The organism is Streptomyces sp. NPDC002490 (genome assembly GCF_040296045.1).
Taxonomy (GTDB): Bacteria; Actinomycetota; Actinomycetes; order Streptomycetales; family Streptomycetaceae; genus Streptomyces.
Genome location: NZ_JBEOWM010000039.1, coordinates 33,125 through 50,264 on the forward strand (window position 1 = coordinate 33,125; position 17,140 = coordinate 50,264).

The 17,140-nt window shown below is 73.8% G+C and carries 13 protein-coding genes; 5 read left to right on the forward strand and 8 right to left on the reverse strand.

Translation table 11 applies throughout. The features are described from left to right. Nucleotides 1-30: 30 nt before the first annotated feature. The 7 genes from ABT092_RS23040 to ABT092_RS23070 form a co-directional block, all read right to left on the reverse strand. Nucleotides 31-861, reverse strand: coding sequence for an inositol monophosphatase family protein (locus ABT092_RS23040; RefSeq protein WP_351246802.1), 831 nt, complete (start codon nucleotides 859-861; stop codon nucleotides 31-33). A gap of 118 nt (nucleotides 862-979) precedes the next feature. Continuing rightward, on the reverse strand, nucleotides 980-2,011 hold the full coding sequence (locus tag ABT092_RS23045; protein WP_351246804.1) for a TIGR03842 family LLM class F420-dependent oxidoreductase: 1,032 nt from the start codon (nucleotides 2,009-2,011) through the stop codon (nucleotides 980-982). 29 nt (nucleotides 2,012-2,040) lie between these two features. Then, nucleotides 2,041-3,444: a dihydropyrimidinase gene (hydA, locus tag ABT092_RS23050; RefSeq protein WP_351246806.1), complete on the reverse strand. Its 1,404-nt coding sequence runs from the start codon at nucleotides 3,442-3,444 to the stop codon at nucleotides 2,041-2,043. 48 nt (nucleotides 3,445-3,492) lie between these two features. Next, a complete protein-coding gene (locus ABT092_RS23055; RefSeq protein WP_351246808.1) occupies nucleotides 3,493-4,776 on the reverse strand; it encodes an aspartate aminotransferase family protein in 1,284 nt (427 codons plus the stop codon). Continuing rightward, nucleotides 4,773-5,615 (reverse strand): nitrilase-related carbon-nitrogen hydrolase, encoded by an 843-nt coding sequence (locus tag ABT092_RS23060; protein ID WP_351246810.1) that lies wholly within the window; start codon nucleotides 5,613-5,615, stop codon nucleotides 4,773-4,775. Before ABT092_RS23060 ends, ABT092_RS23055 begins: the two co-directional genes overlap by 4 nt. 224 nt (nucleotides 5,616-5,839) lie before the next feature. Then, on the reverse strand, nucleotides 5,840-7,459 hold the full coding sequence (locus ABT092_RS23065) for a hypothetical protein (RefSeq protein ID WP_351246812.1): 1,620 nt from the start codon (nucleotides 7,457-7,459) through the stop codon (nucleotides 5,840-5,842). Between the two features lie 580 nt (nucleotides 7,460-8,039). Further along, nucleotides 8,040-8,291 carry a helix-turn-helix domain-containing protein gene (locus ABT092_RS23070; RefSeq protein ID WP_351246814.1) on the reverse strand — a complete coding sequence of 84 codons (252 nt, stop codon included), beginning with the start codon at nucleotides 8,289-8,291 and terminating at the stop codon, nucleotides 8,040-8,042. A gap of 32 nt (nucleotides 8,292-8,323) precedes the next feature. Here ABT092_RS23070 and map point away from each other — a divergent pair, with 32 nt between their 5' ends. Then, nucleotides 8,324-9,091: a type I methionyl aminopeptidase gene (map, locus tag ABT092_RS23075; protein ID WP_351246816.1), complete on the forward strand. Its 768-nt coding sequence runs from the start codon at nucleotides 8,324-8,326 to the stop codon at nucleotides 9,089-9,091. A gap of 3 nt (nucleotides 9,092-9,094) precedes the next feature. Here map and ggt read toward each other — a convergent pair whose 3' ends face one another. After that, entirely contained in the window at nucleotides 9,095-10,912 is a 1,818-nt protein-coding gene (ggt, locus tag ABT092_RS23080) for a gamma-glutamyltransferase (protein WP_351246818.1), read from the reverse strand. Between the two features lie 145 nt (nucleotides 10,913-11,057). On the opposite strand from ggt, the gene ABT092_RS23085 reads away from it, so the two are divergent. From ABT092_RS23085 to ABT092_RS23100, 4 genes are all read left to right on the forward strand, one after another. Continuing rightward, nucleotides 11,058-11,813, forward strand: a complete 756-nt coding sequence (locus tag ABT092_RS23085; protein WP_351246820.1) for a hypothetical protein — start codon at nucleotides 11,058-11,060, stop codon at nucleotides 11,811-11,813. A 272-nt stretch (nucleotides 11,814-12,085) separates the two neighbouring features. Then, entirely contained in the window at nucleotides 12,086-12,781 is a 696-nt protein-coding gene (locus ABT092_RS23090) for a DUF4352 domain-containing protein (RefSeq protein ID WP_351246822.1), read from the forward strand. Between the two features lie 241 nt (nucleotides 12,782-13,022). After that, complete coding sequence (locus tag ABT092_RS23095) at nucleotides 13,023-14,264, forward strand: L,D-transpeptidase (RefSeq protein WP_351246824.1); 1,242 nt, start codon at nucleotides 13,023-13,025, stop codon at nucleotides 14,262-14,264. 143 nt (nucleotides 14,265-14,407) lie between these two features. Further along, nucleotides 14,408-16,939, forward strand: coding sequence for an ATP-dependent Clp protease ATP-binding subunit (locus ABT092_RS23100; RefSeq protein WP_351246826.1), 2,532 nt, complete (start codon nucleotides 14,408-14,410; stop codon nucleotides 16,937-16,939). The last annotated feature ends 201 nt before the right edge of the window (nucleotides 16,940-17,140 follow it).

Consider the following 17,140-nt stretch of genomic DNA (forward strand, 5'->3'; position numbering starts at 1 on the left):
GACCCCCAGGATAGGCCCGGTGGAAGGGGCTCAACCGACCGGGCGCAGCAGGGCCAGCACCCGGTCGACGGTGGCCGTGTCACGGGCCGCGGAGAAGGGCAGGGCGTTGCCGCCGGCGAGCCGGAACGGGACCCCGGCCAGGGTGGCGTGGCCGCCGCCCGCCTCGGCGAGGAGCAGCAGGCCGGCCGCGTGGTCCCAGGCGTTCTGCCAGGTGAAGGCGAGGGCGTCGGAGGCTCCCCGGGCGAGGGCCAGGTACTCCAGGCCGGCGGAGCCGCACGGCCTGGCGCTGATCCCGGGCACCCCGTGCAGACCGCTCAGGGCGCGCTCCTCGACGGGGGTGGTGAAGTCGGGGTGCGAGGTGACCACCCGGAGGTCCGCCCCGGCCTCGGGGGTGCCCGCGTTCAGCGGCAGGCCGTTCAGCCGGGCCCCGCCGCCGCGGACCGCGACGGCCAGTTGCCCGAGGACGGGCGCATAGGTCCAGGAGGCGAGCAGTTCGCCGCGGTGGGCCAGGGCGACCAGGGTGCAGAAGGCGGGTTCGCCGCGGACGAACTGCCGGGTGCCGTCCACGGGGTCGACGATCCACACGGGCGCGTCGCCGTCCAGTGCCGCGTACGTCGAGGGGTCCTCGGAGACCGCCTCCTCGCCGACCACCACCGAGCCCGGGAGCAGTTCGGTGAGCGCGGCCGTCAGGTGCTTCTCGGCGAGCCGGTCGGCGGTGGTGACCAGGTCGTGCGGGCCGGTCTTCTGGCGGATCTCGGCGGCGTCGAGCTGTCGGAAACGGGGGGTGATCTCGGCCGCCGCGGCCTCGCGCACCGCAGCTTCCACCCGGGGGAGGTCATGGGCGAGGAAGTCGTTGATCATGCCTCCATCGAAGCACGTGTAGCTGACATCCCTCGACGGGCTCCCCAACCCGGGCCGAACGCCCGGTGTCCTGCGGGTGTCGGTCGGGCGGGGCGGCGGGAGCCGACCGGAACGCCGGTCAGTGCCGTCCGTCGAGGGCCGTGAGGGCCGGGATGACCTCGGCGCCGTAGGCGTCGATCGTCGTCTCGCGCGCGTCGTGCATCGCGTAGACGGCGAACTGGTCGACGCCGAGGTCGCGCAGCGCCCGCAGCCGCTCGACGTGGGCGGCGGCGGGGCCCAGCAGACAGAAGCGGTCGACGATGCCGTCCGGGACGAAGTCCGTGGAGGGGTTCCCGGCCCGGCCGTGGTGGGAGTAGTCGTAGCCGTGCCGGTCCTTGATGTACGCGGTCAGCTCGGCCGGGACCAGGGCGGAGTGTTCGCCGTACCGGGCGACCAGGTCGGCGACGTGGTTGCCGACCATGCCGCCGAACCAGCGGCACTGTTCGCGGGCGTGGGCGAGCGCCCCGGGCGAGTCGTCCGCGGTGACGTAGGCGGGGGCGGCGACGCAGATGGTGAGCGCATCGGGGTCGCGGCCGGCCTCCCGGGCCGCGGTCCGCACGGCCCGCACCATCCACTCGGTGAGGAAGGGGTCGGCGAGTTGGAGGATGAAGCCGTCCGCCTTCCGGCCGGCCAGGGCGAGCGCCCGGGGGCCGTACGCGGCCACCCACACCGGCAGCCTGCCGTCCTTGACCCAGGGGATGCGGACCGGGTTGCCGTCGACGACGGCCTCGCGGCCCTCGGCGAGGTCGCGGATGGCGTCGACGGCCTCGGCGAGCCGGGCGAGGGTGTTCGGTCGGCGGCCGACGACGCGCAGGGCGGAGTCGCCGCGGCCGATGCCGCACACGGTCCGGTTGCCGAACATGTCGTTGAGGGTGGCGAACGTGGAGGCCGTCACCTCCCAGGCCCGGGTTCCGGGGTTGGTCACCATCGGGCCGACGTGCAGTTCGGTGGTGTGTTCGAGGATCTGGCTGTGGATGACGAAGGGCTCCTGCCAGAGCACCGCGGAGTCGAAGGTCCAGCCGTAGCGGAAGCCGTTCCGTTCCGCCCGGCGCATCAGCTCGACGACCCGCGAGGCGGGCGGATCGGTCTGGAGGACGAGTCCGAAGTCCACGCGGGACCTCCTGGTTCGGGGTGTGGGGGTCAGTCGAGGTACTGGCAGGTGGTGCGGGGGACGAAGGTTCCGTGGCCGGCGCGGCCCGTGTACGTTCCGCGGTCGACGACGACCGTGCCGCGGGAGAGGACGGTCTCGACCCGGCCGGTGACCGTCCGGCCCTCGTACGCGGAGTAGTCGACGTTCATGTGGTGGGTGGTGACGGACAGGGTGTGGACCGCGTGCGGGTCGTAGACCACGAGGTCGGCGTCGGCGCCCGGGGCGATGGTCCCCTTCTGCGGGTAGAGGCCGAACATACGGGCCGGGGCGGCGCAGGCGATCTCGATCCAGCGCCGGCGCGAGAGGTGTCCGTCGACGACGGCCTGGTGGAGCAGGTCCATGCGGTTCTCGACGCCCGGGAGACCGTTGGGGATCTTGGAGAAGTCACCGCGTCCGAGTTCCTTCTGCCCCGCGAAGCAGAACGGGCAGTGGTCGGTGGAGACCACCTGGAGGTCGTCGGTCCGCAGCCCCCGCCAGAGCGCCGCCTGGTGCTCCTTCGGCCGCAGGGGCGTGGAGCAGACGTACTTGGCGCCCTCGAAGCCGGGCGCGGCCAGGTCGTCGGTGGACAGGAACAGGTACTGGGGGCAGGTCTCGCCGAAGACCGGCAGCCCCTGGTCGCGCGCGGCGGTGAGCTCGGCGAGGGCCTCGGCCGCCGACACGTGCACCACGTACAACGGGGCCCCGGCGACCTGCGCCAACCGGATCGCCCGGTGGGTGGCCTCCGCTTCCAGCAGCGCCTTGCGGACCTCCCCGTGGTGACGGGGCGCGGTCTCGCCGCGGGCCAGGGCCTGGGCCACCAGCACGTCGATGGCGACGCCGTTCTCGGCGTGCACCATGATCAGCCCGCCGGTTTCGCCGGCCCGCTGCATCGCCCGCAGGATCTGTCCGTCGTCCGAGTAGAAGACCCCCGGGTAGGCCATGAACAGTTTGAACGAGGTGACGCCGAGTTCGATCAGTCTCGGCATCTCCCTGAGCGTCGCCCCGTTGACGTCCGAGACGATCAGGTGGAAGGCGTAGTCCACCGCGCAGTTGCCGTCCGCCTTGGCGTGCCAGGCGTCCAGGCCGGCCCGGAGCGCCTCGCCCTTGGACTGCACGGCGAAGTCGACGATCGTCGTGGTCCCGCCCCAGGCCGCGGCGCGGGTGCCGGTCTCGAAGGTGTCCGAGGCGGCGGTGCCGCCGAAGGGCAGTTCCATGTGGGTGTGCGCGTCGACGCCGCCCGGGATCACGTACTTCCGCGTGGCGTCGATCACCCGGTCCGCGGTCCAGGAGCGGGCGGTGGCGGTGGTGTGGCCGGCGAGCGCGGCGATGCGGCCGTCCTCGATCAGGACGTCGGCGTGGACCTCCTCCGCGGCGGTGACGACCAGTCCGCCGCGGATCAGGGTGCGGGTGCTCATGGGGTGTGCTCCGTCGTGTCCTGGGACGAGCCCGCGGGGCGTGCGGGGTCAGAGGGCGTGCAGGGCGTCGTCGAGGATCGCGGCGCCCTCTTCCGCCTCGGCGACCGTGAGGGACAGCGGCGGGGCGATCCGCAGCACGCTGGTGTCGTGGCCGCCGCCCTTGCCAATCAGCAGGCCGCCCCCGCGGGCCGCTTCGAGCGCGGCGGACGTGGCGTCCGGGTCGGCCTCGTCGGTGCCGGGTCGGACGAGTTCCACCCCGATCATCAGGCCCCTCCCCCGCACCTCCCGCACGGCCGGGACCCGGGCGGCGACGGCGCGCAGCCGTTGGCCCAGCAGCCCGCCGACGCGTCGGGCGTTGCCCTGGAGGTCGTGGTCGAGGAGGTGGCCGAGGTTGGCGAGGCCCGCGGCCATGGTGATCGGCGAGCCGCCGAAGGTGGAGATGGAGCGGGCGTCCAGGCAGTTCATGACCTCGGCCCGGGCGACGACCCCGCCGATGGCCATCCCGTTGCCGATGCCCTTGGCGAAGGTGAGCAGGTCCGGCGGGCCGCTGGCGCCGTGCGCCTGCCAGCCCCAGAAGTGTTCGCCGGTGCGGCCCCAACCGGTCTGCACCTCGTCGCTGATCCACAGGATGCCGTGGCGGTTCAGCACCTCGCGGAAGGCCGCGTACAGTCCGTCCGGCGGGGCCGTGAACCCGCCGACGCCCTGGACGGGTTCGGCGATCAGCGCGGCCACCCGGCCGTGGCACTGGCCGAGCAGGTCCTCCAGGTCGGCGACGCAGGCGGCGGTGAAGTCGGCGTCGGACAGGGCGGCGTACGGGCCGCGGGTGCGGACCGCCCCGTGCACGTACAGGGTGTGCAGGGGCGAGAGGGGCGTCGGGGACCAGTCGCGATTCCCGGTGATCCCCACGGTGCTGAAGGAGCGGCCGTGGTAGCCGTTGCGCATCGCCAGGACCTGGGCGGAGCCGCGGTACGCGGTGGCCAGCAGCAGGGCGGTGTCGTTGGCCTCGGTGCCGGAGGTGGTGAAGAAGACGCGGGCGTTCGGGATGCCCGACAACACCGCGATGCGTTCGGCGAGTTCGACCATGGAGCGGTCGAGGTACAGCGTGGAGGAGTGGATCAGCCGCCCGGCCTGTTCGGACACCGCCCGGGTGACCTCGGGCAGGGCGTGGGCGGTCATCGTGGTGAGGATGCCGCCGAAGAAGTCGAGGTAGCGGGTGCCGTCGGCGTCCCAGACGTGGCGCCCCTCGCCGCGGACCAGTTCGATCGGCTCGCGGTAGTACGGGGTCACCCAGTCGGGAAGGACCGCGCGGTGGCGGGCGTGGAGTCCGGTCACGGCCGCACCAGCCCCTGGTAGGCGTCGGGCCGGCGGTCGCGGTAGAAGGCCCACTGGGTGCGGACCTCCTCGATCAGCGCGAAGTCGAGGTCCCGCACCAGGAGTTCCTCCTCCCGGTCGTCGGCGGGATCGCCGACGAACCGGCCCCGCGGGTCCACGAAGTAGCTCGTCCCGTAGAAGTCGTCGTCGCCGTACTCCTCCCGGCCGACCCGGTTGATCGCGGCGACGAAGTACGCGTTGGCGACGGCCGCCGCGGGCTGTTCCAGCTGCCACAGGTGGGCCGAGAGGCCGCGCGAGGTCGCCGAGGGGTTGTAGACGAGCTGGGCCCCGTTCAGGCCGAGTTGGCGCCACCCTTCGGGGAAGTGCCGGTCGTAGCAGATGTACACGCCGATGCGTCCGACCGCGGTGTCGAAGACGGGCCAGCCCAGGTTGCCGGGGCGGAAGTAGTACTTCTCCCAGAACCCTTCGACCTGGGGGATGTGGTGCTTGCGGTACTTGCCGAGGTAGCGGCCGTCCGCGTCGATCACGGCCGCGGTGTTGTAGTGGAACCCGGGGCCCTCGGTCTCGAAGACGGGGGCGACGACCACCAGGCCCAGTTCGGCGGCGAGCGCCCGCATCCGGGTGACGGTCGGCCCGTCCGGCACCGGTTCCGCCCAGCGGTGGTGCTCGGGCTCCTGGACCTGACAGAAGTACGGGGCGTTGAAGACCTCCTGGAAGCCGATGACCCGCGCCCCCTGCCGGGCCGCCTCGCGGGCGTGCGCCTCGTGTTTGGCGATCATGGACTCGGTGTCGCCGGTCCAGGTGGCCTGGACCAGGGCGGCACGGACGACGGCGGCCATGGACTGCTCCTTCGACTCCCTCGACGGACGCCCCCGGCGGCACCGTGGAGGACCTTCGCCGGGCTGCGCCGCCCGGCAACCACCGGAACCCGCACGGACATACCGGGCGTAGATGGACGAACCTAGGCCCGCGGGTCGGACGGAGCAAGACCATCCCGGGGAACGGGCCGAGCCGACCGCGTTTCGCACCCGGGTGGGTGAGGAACGGGCCGGCCCGGTGGGCGTCAGGTGTGGAGCCCCGCCACCCGCAGGGCGTGGACCAGGTCCCGCCGCCGCTGCTCGGAGACCCGGTCGGCGGCTTCCAGGAACAGCGGCACCAGACGCCCCGGGTCGGTGCCGGCGCACCGGGCGACCTCCTCCGGGGTGCGCACCCGCAGGTACACCTCGGCCAGCGCGCGCACCTCACGGCGCCGCCCCTCCACCACCAGGTCGGTGATCACCTCCCCGATCTCGGCCGGCGGACGGCCCACCCCCTGGCGCAGCACCAGTGCGGCGTCATCGGTGCGGCCGGCGACGGCCAGCGCGTCGGCGACCGCGACGAGCCGCTCCACGGGCAGGCAGGCCGCTTCCCAGAGCAGGGTGGCCCAGTCGGCGGCCAGCCCGGCCCGGTGCAGTTCCACGGCGAGCAGCGGGAAGCGGTCGGCGGGGCCGGCGGCAGCCTCCACCAGCACTCCGTGCGCCTCGCCGCCGCGCCCCTCGGCGCGCAGGCGGACCAGGGCGGCGACGGCGGCGGCGGTGGCCCGGACGGCCCCGTCCCCGTCGACGGCCTCCGGCACGGGTTCCGAGCCGGCGAACCGGGCGCCCCGCGGTGCGGTGCCGCCGCTGGGCGGCACCGCCGTGCCGCCGGTGGACTCGGAGTCGCCCGCCACCCCGTAGCGGGCGCCGCGCAGTCGGCGGCCGGCGCGCAGCAGGCCGCGGCGGCCGGTGGGGGGATCGGGCGCCTCGGGCGCCGCGGGGTGCCGCGCCTCGGCGGGCGGGGGGACCGGAGCGAGCGGCGCCGTCGGCCGGGGTGCGGCGCCCGCGGGCGGTGCGGGTGGCGGGGCGACGGGGGGCGGGGGCGCGCCGCGCCGGGGGGAATCCGCCCCGTAGGGGCCGCCCGGAGCCGGTGCGGCATGGCCCCGGGGGTCGTAGTGCGGGGTTCCCCCCGGCGTGCCGGGGGCGTACGGGTTCGGGGCGGATGGCCGACGGGAGACGGGTTGGCGCCCGGAGTCCGGGTCGGTGGTGCGTTCGCCGTCGGGCCCGGAGCGGTACGAACGGGCGGGACGGGACACCTGGGGGTGCGGGGGCGGGGGGGCGGGGCCGGTGGTCCCGCCGCCCTGTTCCGCGGACTCCTCCCGGTCCCCGCGGTGGGCGACCGAGGGGTCCGCTCGCCCCGGTGGGGCGACGGGCGCGGGTCGGACCGCGGGGCGGGGCCGGCCCTCGCTCCGGCCGGTCGGCGCGAGCCGCCCGTTCGGCGTCGCCAGTCGGTCGAACGCGAGCAGACGGGCCCGCAGTTCCCCGCACCGGGCGGTCGCCCGCTCGTGGTCGTCCTGCGCCCACGCCAGGTCGCGGCGGTACCCCTCGGCCTCCTCGGGATGGGTCGCGGCGTCCAGTAGACGACTCAGTTCCAGCCGCCGTTCGGCGGCGTACCGCTGCTCCCCGAGCATGACGTCCAGTCGTCGGCCCAGGATGTCGCGCCCGCCGGGGCGCGCGTCGAACGCGGCCAGGGCGGCGGCGTGCAGGGTGCGGGCGCGGGCGGTCTCCAGTCGGGCCACCCGCGCCCCCAGGTTCGCTCCCACGTCCTGGAGCAACGCCTCCACCACGTCCCAGGGCGGCATCTCCCGCCCCTCCATACAGGCCCGCATCCCCTCAGGATCGCGCTGCCAGAACACCCCACACCAGCCGGCGCGCTGGTCAACACGCGCCAACAGGTCCCTCAAGTATGCCGCGAACTCCCTTACGTGTTCCGGGAGTTGATGCAAGGTCATCGAAACCCACCCCCGTGTCGGACGGGAATCCCCCAGTCCGCTAGCAGTGCGGTCACTGTCCGGCGTCAGCCCGGTAGCCAACACCCACGGTGTTACAGCATGACTACACGCGGTTTTCGCCTCGGAGAAGAAACTCCCGACGAAGCAACACAGAGCGGACGACCCACCCCGCCCCGTCCGGGGGAGGGAGCGCTCCCGCACCACGGATCACGCACCCAAAACACGCCCGGCACGAATCCGCACCCACACCATTGAACGCAGTCGGACTACGACCGCCGAGGGATCACCGGCTACCCGGAGCGCCGGACCCAACGGGAAGGACGCCCAGGCCGAGGCTCCCGTCGACCGCACGGACGCCCGCGCACCGGCCGAACCGTACGGCGCATCCGGTCGGGAGAGCACCCTCAGCCCGACCGACCCCACACGCCCCCTCGACAACGCCGGTCACACCGGCACCTCACACGGGCACCAGGGCGCAGCGCGACACCAGTTCGTCCAGTGAGAGCCCGAGCACCCGCGCCAGCGCGGCCACCGTGAAGAGGGCGGGGGTGGGGGCCCGTCCGGTCTCGATCTTGCGCAGGGTCTCGGCGGAGATGCCGGCCTGCGCGGCCACCTCCGCCATGCTGCGCGCACCGCGCGCCTCGCGCAGCAGGCGACCGAGCCGCTCGCCGCGCTCGCGCTCTTCGGGGGTCAAGGGGGTTCGCACCATGACGCCATTCTAATACCGGTATAGTAATTGGCATGATTGAGCTCAAGACCGATGCGTCCATGGACGCGATGCGGGCCCCCGGACGCGTGGTGGGACGGGCCCTGGCCGCAGTACGGAAGGCGGCCCGGCCCGGCGTGACGCCCCGGGACCTCGACGCGGTGGCCCGGGCGCTGCTGGACGAGGCGGGGGCCACCTCCCCGTTCCTCGGCTACCGCCCCTCGTTCGCGCCGGTGCCCTTCCCCGCGGTGCTGTGCGTCTCGGTGAACAACGCGATCGTGCACGGCATCCCCACCGACCTGCCGTTGCGGGACGGGGACCTGGTCTCCGCCGACTTCGGCGCCCTCCTCCACGGCTGGGCCGGCGACGCGGCCGTCAGCTTCACCGTGGGCACCCCCCGCCCCGCTGACCTCGCCCTCGTCGAGACCGCCGAACGCGCCCTCGCGGCCGGCATCGACGCGGCCGTGGTCGGCAACCGCATCGGGGACGTCGCCCACGCCATCGGCACCGTCTGCCGCCGCGCCGGCTACGGCATCCCGCACGGCTTCGGGGGCCACGGCATCGGCCGCCGGATGCACGAGGACCCCTCGGTGCCCAACGAGGGCCGCCCCGGGCGCGGGGTGCGCCTGCGACACGGCATGGTGCTCGCGATCGAGCCCATGGTGATCGCCGGCGGCGGTGACGACTACCTCACCGCCGCCGACGGCTGGACCCTGTGCACCACCGACGGCAGCCGGGCCGCCCACGCCGAGCACACGGTGGCGATCACCGACGACGGCCCCCGGGTGCTCACGCTGCCGTGACGGCTACCCGGCCGGCCGGACCACCATGGCCGACCCCCCGCCCCGGCGCTCGCGCTCGGCGGCGGCGAGCCACCGGCCGTCCGGGAGGCGCTGCACCCCGGTCGCCGCGCCGATCTCCGGATTCCGCCGGAAGCCGTGTCCGACGGCCTCCAACTCGGCGCGCACCGCGCCGTCCCACAGTCCCGGTTCCAGCTCGGTGGTGGCCTGGTTGCGCTGGCTGGCGCGGGGCGCCGCGATCGCGTCGGCCAACGGCAGCTTCCGGTCCACCACCCCGGTCAGGGTCTGGAGGACGGTGGTGATGATCGTCGCCCCGCCCGGCGAACCGAGCGCCAACACCGGACGGTCCGCCCCGTCCAGGACGATCGTCGGGGACATCGAGGAGCGCGGGCGCTTGCCCGGGCCGGGCAGGTTGGGGTCGTGCACGGCCGGGTCGGCGGGCGTGAACGAGAAGTCGGTCAGCTCGTTGTTCAGCAGGAAGCCGCGCCCGGGAACGGTGATCGCGCTCCCGCCGGTCTGTTCGATGGTCAAGGTGTAGGAGACGACGTTGCCCCACTTGTCCGCGGTCGTGAGGTGGGTGGTGCTCTCCCCCTCGTAGGTGGTCGGAGCCGCCCGGTCACCCGCGGCGCACGGCACCGGCCGTCGGGGGTTCCCCGGGGCCAGCGGGCTGCGCAGCACCGCGTCGTCCTTGATCAGGCAGGCCCGGGAGTCGGCGTACCGCTGCGAGAGCAGTTCGCGCCGGGGCACGTCCTCGAAGGCCGGGTCGCCGACCCAACGGCCGCGGTCCGCGAACGCGATCCGGCTGGCCTCGATGAACCGGTGCAGGTACGCCGCTTCGGACTTCTTCGACAGGTCCGTACCCTCCAGGATGTTGAGGGCCTCCCCCACCGTCGTCCCCCCGGAGGAGGAGGGGGCCATCGAGTAGACGTCCAGCCCCCGGTAGGCGGTGCGGGTCGGCTGCTGGAATTTCGTCCGGTACGTCCGCAGGTCCCGGGCCGTCAGGTCACCGGGCCGCACCACCCGGGCCGCCGCCGGGTCCACCGGCGGCGCCTGCACCGTGCGGACGATGTCCTCGGCGATCGGGCCCCGGTACAGCGCGTCGACGCCCCGGCGCGCCAACTGCGCGTAGGTGCGGGCCAGATCGGGGTTGGTGAGGGTGGAGCCGACCACCGGCAGTTCGCCGTTCGGCAGGAAGAGTTCGGCGGTGGCGGGGAAGTCGCGGAACCGCGCCTCGTTGTCCGCGGTCTGGGCGCGGAACGTGGTGTCGACGGTGAACCCCTCGCGGGCCAGCCGCTCGGCGGGTCGCAACAGGGTGGCGAGGCTGCGGCTGCCCCAGGCGTCCAGGGCGGCGCGCCAGGTGGCCGGCGTCCCGGGCACCCCGACCGCCAGCCCGCTGGTGACCGCCTCGGCGAACGGGACCGGCTTGCCGCCCTCCAGGAACAGCCCGGCGTCCGCCGAACGGGGCGCGGTCTCCCGGCCGTCGATCGTGCGCACGGTGCGGGAGGCGGCGTCGTAGTACACGAAGTAGCCGCCGCCCCCGATGCCCGCCGAGTACGGTTCGGTGACCCCGAGGGCCGCGGCGGTGGCGACGGCCGCGTCCACCGCGTTGCCGCCCTTGCGCAGCACCTCGATCCCGGCCGCGGAGGCGTCCGCGTCGACACTGGCGACGGCCCCGCCGTGCCCGACGGCCACCGGCGCCTTCACCGGCGCTCCCGGCGGAGCGCCCCCGGTCGCGGGGGCGGGCGGGGCCGCCGCGCCGACACCGACGACGCCGGTGACGGCGACGGCCAGCGACAACAGGTTCCGGGTGACGTAACGGCGCATGCATGCCTCCGGTCAACAGACGTCCGCGCAGCGTAACTTCGCCACCATCGCGCGGGCAGGACGGGTTCGCGCCACGGTCCCGCACGAACCAGCCGAACGGCCCCCTCTCGAACCCCCGTACGGGGGGCCGCTAGCATGCCCGCCCATGACCGACGTCCTCCCCCTCCTCGTCCTCGGGACGGTCGCCGCCGCCGGCGGCACCGCGCTCGGCTGGACCGTCCGCACCCAGTTGTCACGGCGCAGGCTCCGCCGCAAGCAGGCGTTCTTCGGGTTGCCCGAGCACGCGGAGTCGCTGCTGGTGGTCAGCCGGGACCCGGGCGGGGCGGACCTGTCCGTCAACCGCTTCGACATGTCGGCACTGCTCGAACTCGCCGCCCTGGTCCAGGAGTGCGGGGCGCACGCCCAGGTGGTCGCGCACGACACGGCGCTCCAGGGGTTCGGCGAGCGCACCGAGCTCTGCATAGGAAATCCCACCGTGAACCGTCGGATGGCCGCCCACATGGCGAGCCTGCTGCCCGGGGTGCGGGTCAACGCCGACCCGGACGGCGGCCCGGACCGCGGCGCCTTCCAGGTGGGCAGCGAGCGGTACCGCCTGGAGACCGGCCGGACCGAGTACGTCCTGTTGGCGCGGCTGACCGCCGGACAGGACCGCAAGGCCCGCCCGGTGTTCCTGTTCTGCGGCCAACGCGCCATCACCAATCAGGCGGCCACCCGCTACCTGGCCCGCCACCACGAACGGTTGGCCCGCAAGCACGGCACCGACTCCCTGGTGCTGCTGCTGAAGGTGGTGAACTCCCAGGCGTACGGGCCCGATGTGGTCGAACTCGTCGCGGACGTCACCCGCGTCGCCCAGGAACCCGTCCCCACCCCGGCCCCGCGGACCTCGCACCGGGCCTCCTGAGGGAGCGGGGCGGCTCCACCCTGGCCACCGGAGCGCCGGTGCGGCTCGCTGCTCGTCGGGAGGTTCGATGCGAGCCGCTCCTTCCGGCCGGACCCGCCCGCCCGACGATCGGCGCCCTGCCGTCCCTTCTGCTTCCCCTGCACCAAGCAGGCCCACCCCACCCCCACCAGCAACTTGGGCACCATCCGAAACAATTGCGCCCTCATACAACCGTTCGGGGACTTCACGGGTCATACACCTGCATCACCGAACCGAACCGTCGAGGGCCTCACATGAACCAGCAGTACCCGCCGCAGCAGCCGCACCAACCGCAGCCCGGCCACCCCGCGCAGCAACCCGGTTGGGGCGCGCCCCAACAGCCGGGCTACGGCTACCCTCCGCCCCCGCCCGGTTTCCAGGCCCCCGTGCCCATGCCGCCGAAGAAGAGCAACACGGGGAAGATCATCGGACTCGGGTGCCTCGGCATCGTCGTCCTGCTCGTCCTCATCGGGGCCATCGGCGCGGCCCTCGGCGGCGACACCTCGGACGGAGCCGGTGACAAGGCCACGGTCGCCGAGGAGAAGCGCGACGACAAGCCGGCTCCGGCAGCCGGCGGCGACAAGGCCCCGGAGAAGGCGGAGAAGCCGAAGCCCGTCGAGGAGCCGGCCGTGAAGCTCACGGCGAAGAAGACCTCCTTCGCCAAGGGCTTCCTCGCGGACGGCACCGCGTACACCAGTGTCCTCGTCACCATCAGCAACAACAGCAAGGACACGATCAGCGTCAACCCCCTCTACTTCGCCATCACCGACAGCAACGGCACCAAGCACACCGCGGAACTCGGCGTGGACGAGAACCAGATCGACACCGTGGACCTGGCGCCCGGGGAGAACGTCTCCGGCGCCGTCACCGGCAAGGGGACCTTCACGGCGGACTACGTCACCTACACCGACGGGCTCCTCGGTGACCCCGTGCGCGTCGACGTGTCCTGACGCCGGCGCGGCGGGCAGCAGCCGCCGCCGGTCCCGCGGGTCCGTACGCACTCCGTCGACCTCCCCGACGGGTGCGTGACGGACGGGCCGGGCGGGATCCACGGGGTCGTGGTTCTCGTCCCGGTGGGGCCCGTATGTCCCGGTTCTGTGACAACGGCGCTCCGGGGCGAACGGAGGGGAACCTTCCGGCCGCGCACGCGCTCTCTCCGATCGATTCCGAATCGCACGGAGGTACGAGACCATGTCCAGCTCACCGCTCACGCCCGCACCGCGCTCACACGTGCCGACCGGCGCGTTGTCCGCCCGGGGCCGTCGTGGGCGGCTCCTGACCCTCGGCGCGGGCGCCGCCTGCTGCGCCGTCCTGCTCAGCGCCTGCTCCTCCGGCGGCTCCGGCGACGGCAAGGGCGGCGGGTCCACCGCGGCCGGCCCCGCCCGGGCCGAGATATCCGTGAACCTCAAGGGCGAGCGGGCCGCCGCGGGCAAGCCCGTGACGGTACGGCTCGCCGAGGGCGAACTCGACGGGGTGAAGGTGACGGCGGCCAAGGGCGCCGCGCTGACCGGCAAGGTCTCCGCGGACGGCCGGAGCTGGACCTCCGAACGACCGGCCGCGCCCGGCACCGCCTACCGGGTGCGGGCCACCGCCAAGGACGGCGGCACCGCCTCGGCGGCCTTCGCCACCGTCGCCGCGGAGAAGGTCAACAAGCTGACGCTGGCCCCCGGCAAGGGCACCACCGTGGGCATCGGCCAGCCGCTCTCCATCACCTTCGACCACCCGGTGAAGGACAAGGCGGCCGTGGAGCGGGCGTTGAAGGTCACCACCTCCAACGACACGGTCGGGTCCTGGGGCTGGATCGAGCACTACGACGGCAAGGACCGCATCGACTGGCGCCCGAAGGAGTACTGGCGTCCCGGGACCACGGTGCGCCTGCGCGCGGACCTCAACGGCGTCGACTCGGGTCCCGCGGGCGGTTTCTTCGTCCGCGACTACGACACCTCCTTCACCATCGGCGCGGCGCAGGTCGTCAAGGCCGACCTCAACACCAAGCAGCTGCGCTTGGAGGTGGACGGCACGGTGGTGCGGAGCCTGCCGATGTCGGCGGGGACGCCGGGCGGCAAGAAGCGCTCCTGGGGCGGCACCACGGTGCTGATGGCCAAGGAGGGCACCATCCGGATGAACTCCGAGACCGTGGGGCTCGGCAACGCGTACGACAAGATGGTCGACTACTCGATGCGGCTGACCTGGTCCGGGATGTACGCGCACGCGGCCCCGTGGAACGCGGCCCACTTCGGCAACGCCAACCGCAGCTCCGGCTGCCTCGGCCTGAGCACGGAGAACGCGGCCTGGCTGTACGGCAAGGTCCGCCCCGGCGACCCCTTCGAGGTCTCCGGCGAGGGCCACAAGGGCGCCCCGGCCCCGGGCAACGGGTACGGCGAGTGGAACCTGTCCTGGGCCGAGTGGCAGCAGCGGAGCGCCCTGCGCTGACGCCCGTCCACCGGTGGCCCGTGCCCCGCCCCGCGACCTCCGGTCGCGGGGCGGGGCACGGCGCGTCACGGAGCCCGATTGCGGGGCGTGTCGGGGGGTGTTTGTGTGGGTGTGTTCCCCTACGGACGTCCTCGGAGCGTGCCATGTCGCTGTCCTCCTTCGGGTCGCTCGGCGGCCCGGACCCCTTCTCCGACCTCCTGAACCGCTTCTTCGGGATGTCCCCGGGCACCGCGCCCCCGGCCGTCCAGCGGGTGCCGATCGGGCGGCTGCTCAGCGACTCGGCGCGGGAGCTGCTGGCCACCGCTTCGGCACGGGCCGAGAAGGACGGCAGCCCGGACCTGGACACCGAGCACCTGCTGTGGGCCGCCACCCGGACGGAGCCCACCCGGTCCCTGATCGAGGCGGCGGGCGCCGATCCGGAGGCCCTGGGGCGGGAGGTCTCCGAGGCGCTGCCCGGCGAGTCGGCCGCGGCCTCGGCGGAACCGGGCCTCACCCCGGCCGCCAAACGGGTGCTGATCGGCGCGCACACCCGCTCGCAGGCCGCGGGCTCCTCGTACATCGGTCCCGAGCACGTCCTGGGGGCGCTGCTGGAGGACCGGGACTCCGGCGCCGCGCAGGCCCTCGCGCGCCACGTGCCGGACGCCGGCAGGCTGCGCCGGGCCGCGGACGCCCCGGCCCGGCGCGGTCCCGCGCCGGAACCGGAGAGCGCCACCCCGACGCTGGACCAGTACGGGCGGGACCTGACCGCGCAGGCGCGGGCGGGTCGGCTGGACCCGGTGGTGGGTCGTGCCGAGGAGATCGAGCAGACCGTGGAGGTGCTCTCCCGGCGCACCAAGAACAACCCGGTGCTGATCGGTGACCCGGGCGTCGGCAAGACGGCGATCGTGGAGGGGTTGGCGCAGCGGATCGTGGCCGGAGAGGTCCCGGGCACCCTCAAGGACCGCCGGGTGGTGGCGCTGGACCTGTCGGGTCTGGTCGCCGGCTCCAAGTACCGGGGCGAGTTCGAGGAGCGGCTCAAGAACGTGATCGACGAGGTGCGGGCGGCCTCGGAGTCGACGGTGCTGTTCATCGACGAACTGCACACGGTGGTGGGGGCCGGCTCGGGCGGCGAGGGGGCGATGGACGCGGGCAACATCCTCAAGCCCGCCCTCGCCCGCGGGGAACTGCACGTGGTGGGGGCGACGACGATCGACGAGTACCGCAAGCACGTCGAGAAGGACGCGGCGTTGGAGCGCCGCTTCCAGCCGGTCACCGTGCCCGAGCCGACCGTGGCGGAGACCGTCGAGATCCTCCAGGGGCTGCGGGACACCTACGAGGCGCACCATCAGGTCCGGTTCACCGACGAGGCACTGGTGGCCGCCGCCGAGCTCTCCGACCGCTACCTCACCGACCGGTTCCTGCCCGACAAGGCGATCGACCTGATGGACACGGCGGGCGCCCGGGTCCGGCTGCGGTCGCTGGGGCGTTCCACGGAGGTGGTGGAGCGGGAGGACCGGGTGGCCCGACTGCAACGCGAGAAGGACCAGGCGATCGCGGCGGAGGACTTCGAACGGGCCTCGGAGCTCAAGCGGCAGATCGCGACGGTCGAGGACGAGATCGCGGGGGTGGCGGAGCGCCGCGAGGGCGTCATGAGGGTCACCACCGACGACGTCGCGGACGTGCTGTCCCGGCAGACCGGCATCCCCGTCTCCCAGCTCACCGAGAGCGAGAAGGAGAAGCTGCTGAAGCTGGAGGACGCCCTGCACGCCCGGGTGGTGGGGCAGGACGAGGCGGTGGTGGCGGTCGCCGAGGCGGTGCGCCGCAACCGCGCGGGGATGGGCGACCCGGACCGGCCGGTGGGATCGTTCCTGTTCCTCGGTCCGACCGGGGTGGGCAAGACGGAGCTGGCGAAGGCGTTGGCGGAGCTGTTGTTCGGGGACGAGAACCGGATGACCCGCTTCGACATGAGCGAGTTCCAGGAACGGCACACGGTCTCCCGCCTGGTGGGTGCGCCGCCCGGATACGTGGGCCACGAGGACGCCGGCCAGTTGACCGAGAAGGTGCGCCGGCAGCCGTACGCCGTGCTGCTCTTCGACGAGATCGAGAAGGCGCACCGGGACGTGTTCAACACCCTGCTCCAGGTGCTGGACGACGGACGGCTGACGGACGCGCGGGGCCGGACGGTCGACTTCCGGCACACGGTCGTCATCATGACCAGCAACGTCGGCGCCCAGCGCATCCTGGCCCGGCGCGGGGAGGTGGACGACGGCAGCGGGGCGTTGAGCCAGCAGCTCAAGGACGAGTTGATGGACGACCTGCGGGACCGGTTCCTCCCGGAGTTCCTGAACCGGATCGACGAGATCATCGTGTTCCACGGCCTGGGCGAGGGCGACCTGACGCGCATCCTGGACCTGTTGCTGGACCGCAGCGAGCGCCGGGTGCGGGCCCAGGGGCTGCGCCTGGAGGTGACGGACGCGGCGAAGCGGCTGCTGGTGGCGCACGGGACGAAGCCGGAGTTCGGCGCCCGCCCGCTGCGCCGGACGATCCAGACCGAGTTGGACAACCGGCTGGCCGCGCTGCTGCTGAGCGGGGAGGCCGACCCCGGGGACACGGTGGTGGCCGACGTGCGGGACGACTCCTTGGTCTGCACGGTGCGCAAGCCGCCCGGGGAGGCGGAGGGGACGGCCAAGGACTGAGGGACGCGTGCGCCGGGCACCCGAACGGCCCCCCGGCGCGGGTCGCGCGCCGGGGGGCCGTTCGGCCTCGGCAGCCGGTCGACGGGGCCGTGGCGGCCGGGCGTCGCAACGCCCCGGCCCCCGACCCGGCCGACCCGCTCGGAGCGGCCCGACGGCGCACGGCTGACCTTCTTCCGACCGGGGACGGCACGCGGCGCGTGT

Excerpts from the sequence above, each read along its gene's own strand:
- ABT092_RS23040 (WP_351246802.1), bottom strand. The coding sequence starts at position 861 with ATGATCAACGACTTCCTCGCCCATGACCTCCCCCGGGTGGAAGCTGCG.
- ABT092_RS23085 (WP_351246820.1), top strand. The coding sequence starts at position 11,058 with ATGACCGACGTCCTCCCCCTCCTCGTCCTCGGGACGGTCGCCGCCGCC.
- ABT092_RS23060 (WP_351246810.1), bottom strand. The coding sequence starts at position 5,615 with ATGGCCGCCGTCGTCCGTGCCGCCCTGGTCCAGGCCACCTGGACCGGC.
- hydA (WP_351246806.1), bottom strand. The coding sequence starts at position 3,444 with ATGAGCACCCGCACCCTGATCCGCGGCGGACTGGTCGTCACCGCCGCG.
- ABT092_RS23090 (WP_351246822.1), top strand. The coding sequence starts at position 12,086 with ATGAACCAGCAGTACCCGCCGCAGCAGCCGCACCAACCGCAGCCCGGC.
- ABT092_RS23065 (WP_351246812.1), bottom strand. The coding sequence starts at position 7,459 with ATGCGGGCCTGTATGGAGGGGCGGGAGATGCCGCCCTGGGACGTGGTG.
- ABT092_RS23070 (WP_351246814.1), bottom strand. The coding sequence starts at position 8,291 with ATGGTGCGAACCCCCTTGACCCCCGAAGAGCGCGAGCGCGGCGAGCGG.
- map (WP_351246816.1), top strand. The coding sequence starts at position 8,324 with ATGATTGAGCTCAAGACCGATGCGTCCATGGACGCGATGCGGGCCCCC.
- ggt (WP_351246818.1), bottom strand. The coding sequence starts at position 10,912 with ATGCGCCGTTACGTCACCCGGAACCTGTTGTCGCTGGCCGTCGCCGTC.
- ABT092_RS23100 (WP_351246826.1), top strand. The coding sequence starts at position 14,408 with ATGTCGCTGTCCTCCTTCGGGTCGCTCGGCGGCCCGGACCCCTTCTCC.
- ABT092_RS23095 (WP_351246824.1), top strand. The coding sequence starts at position 13,023 with ATGTCCAGCTCACCGCTCACGCCCGCACCGCGCTCACACGTGCCGACC.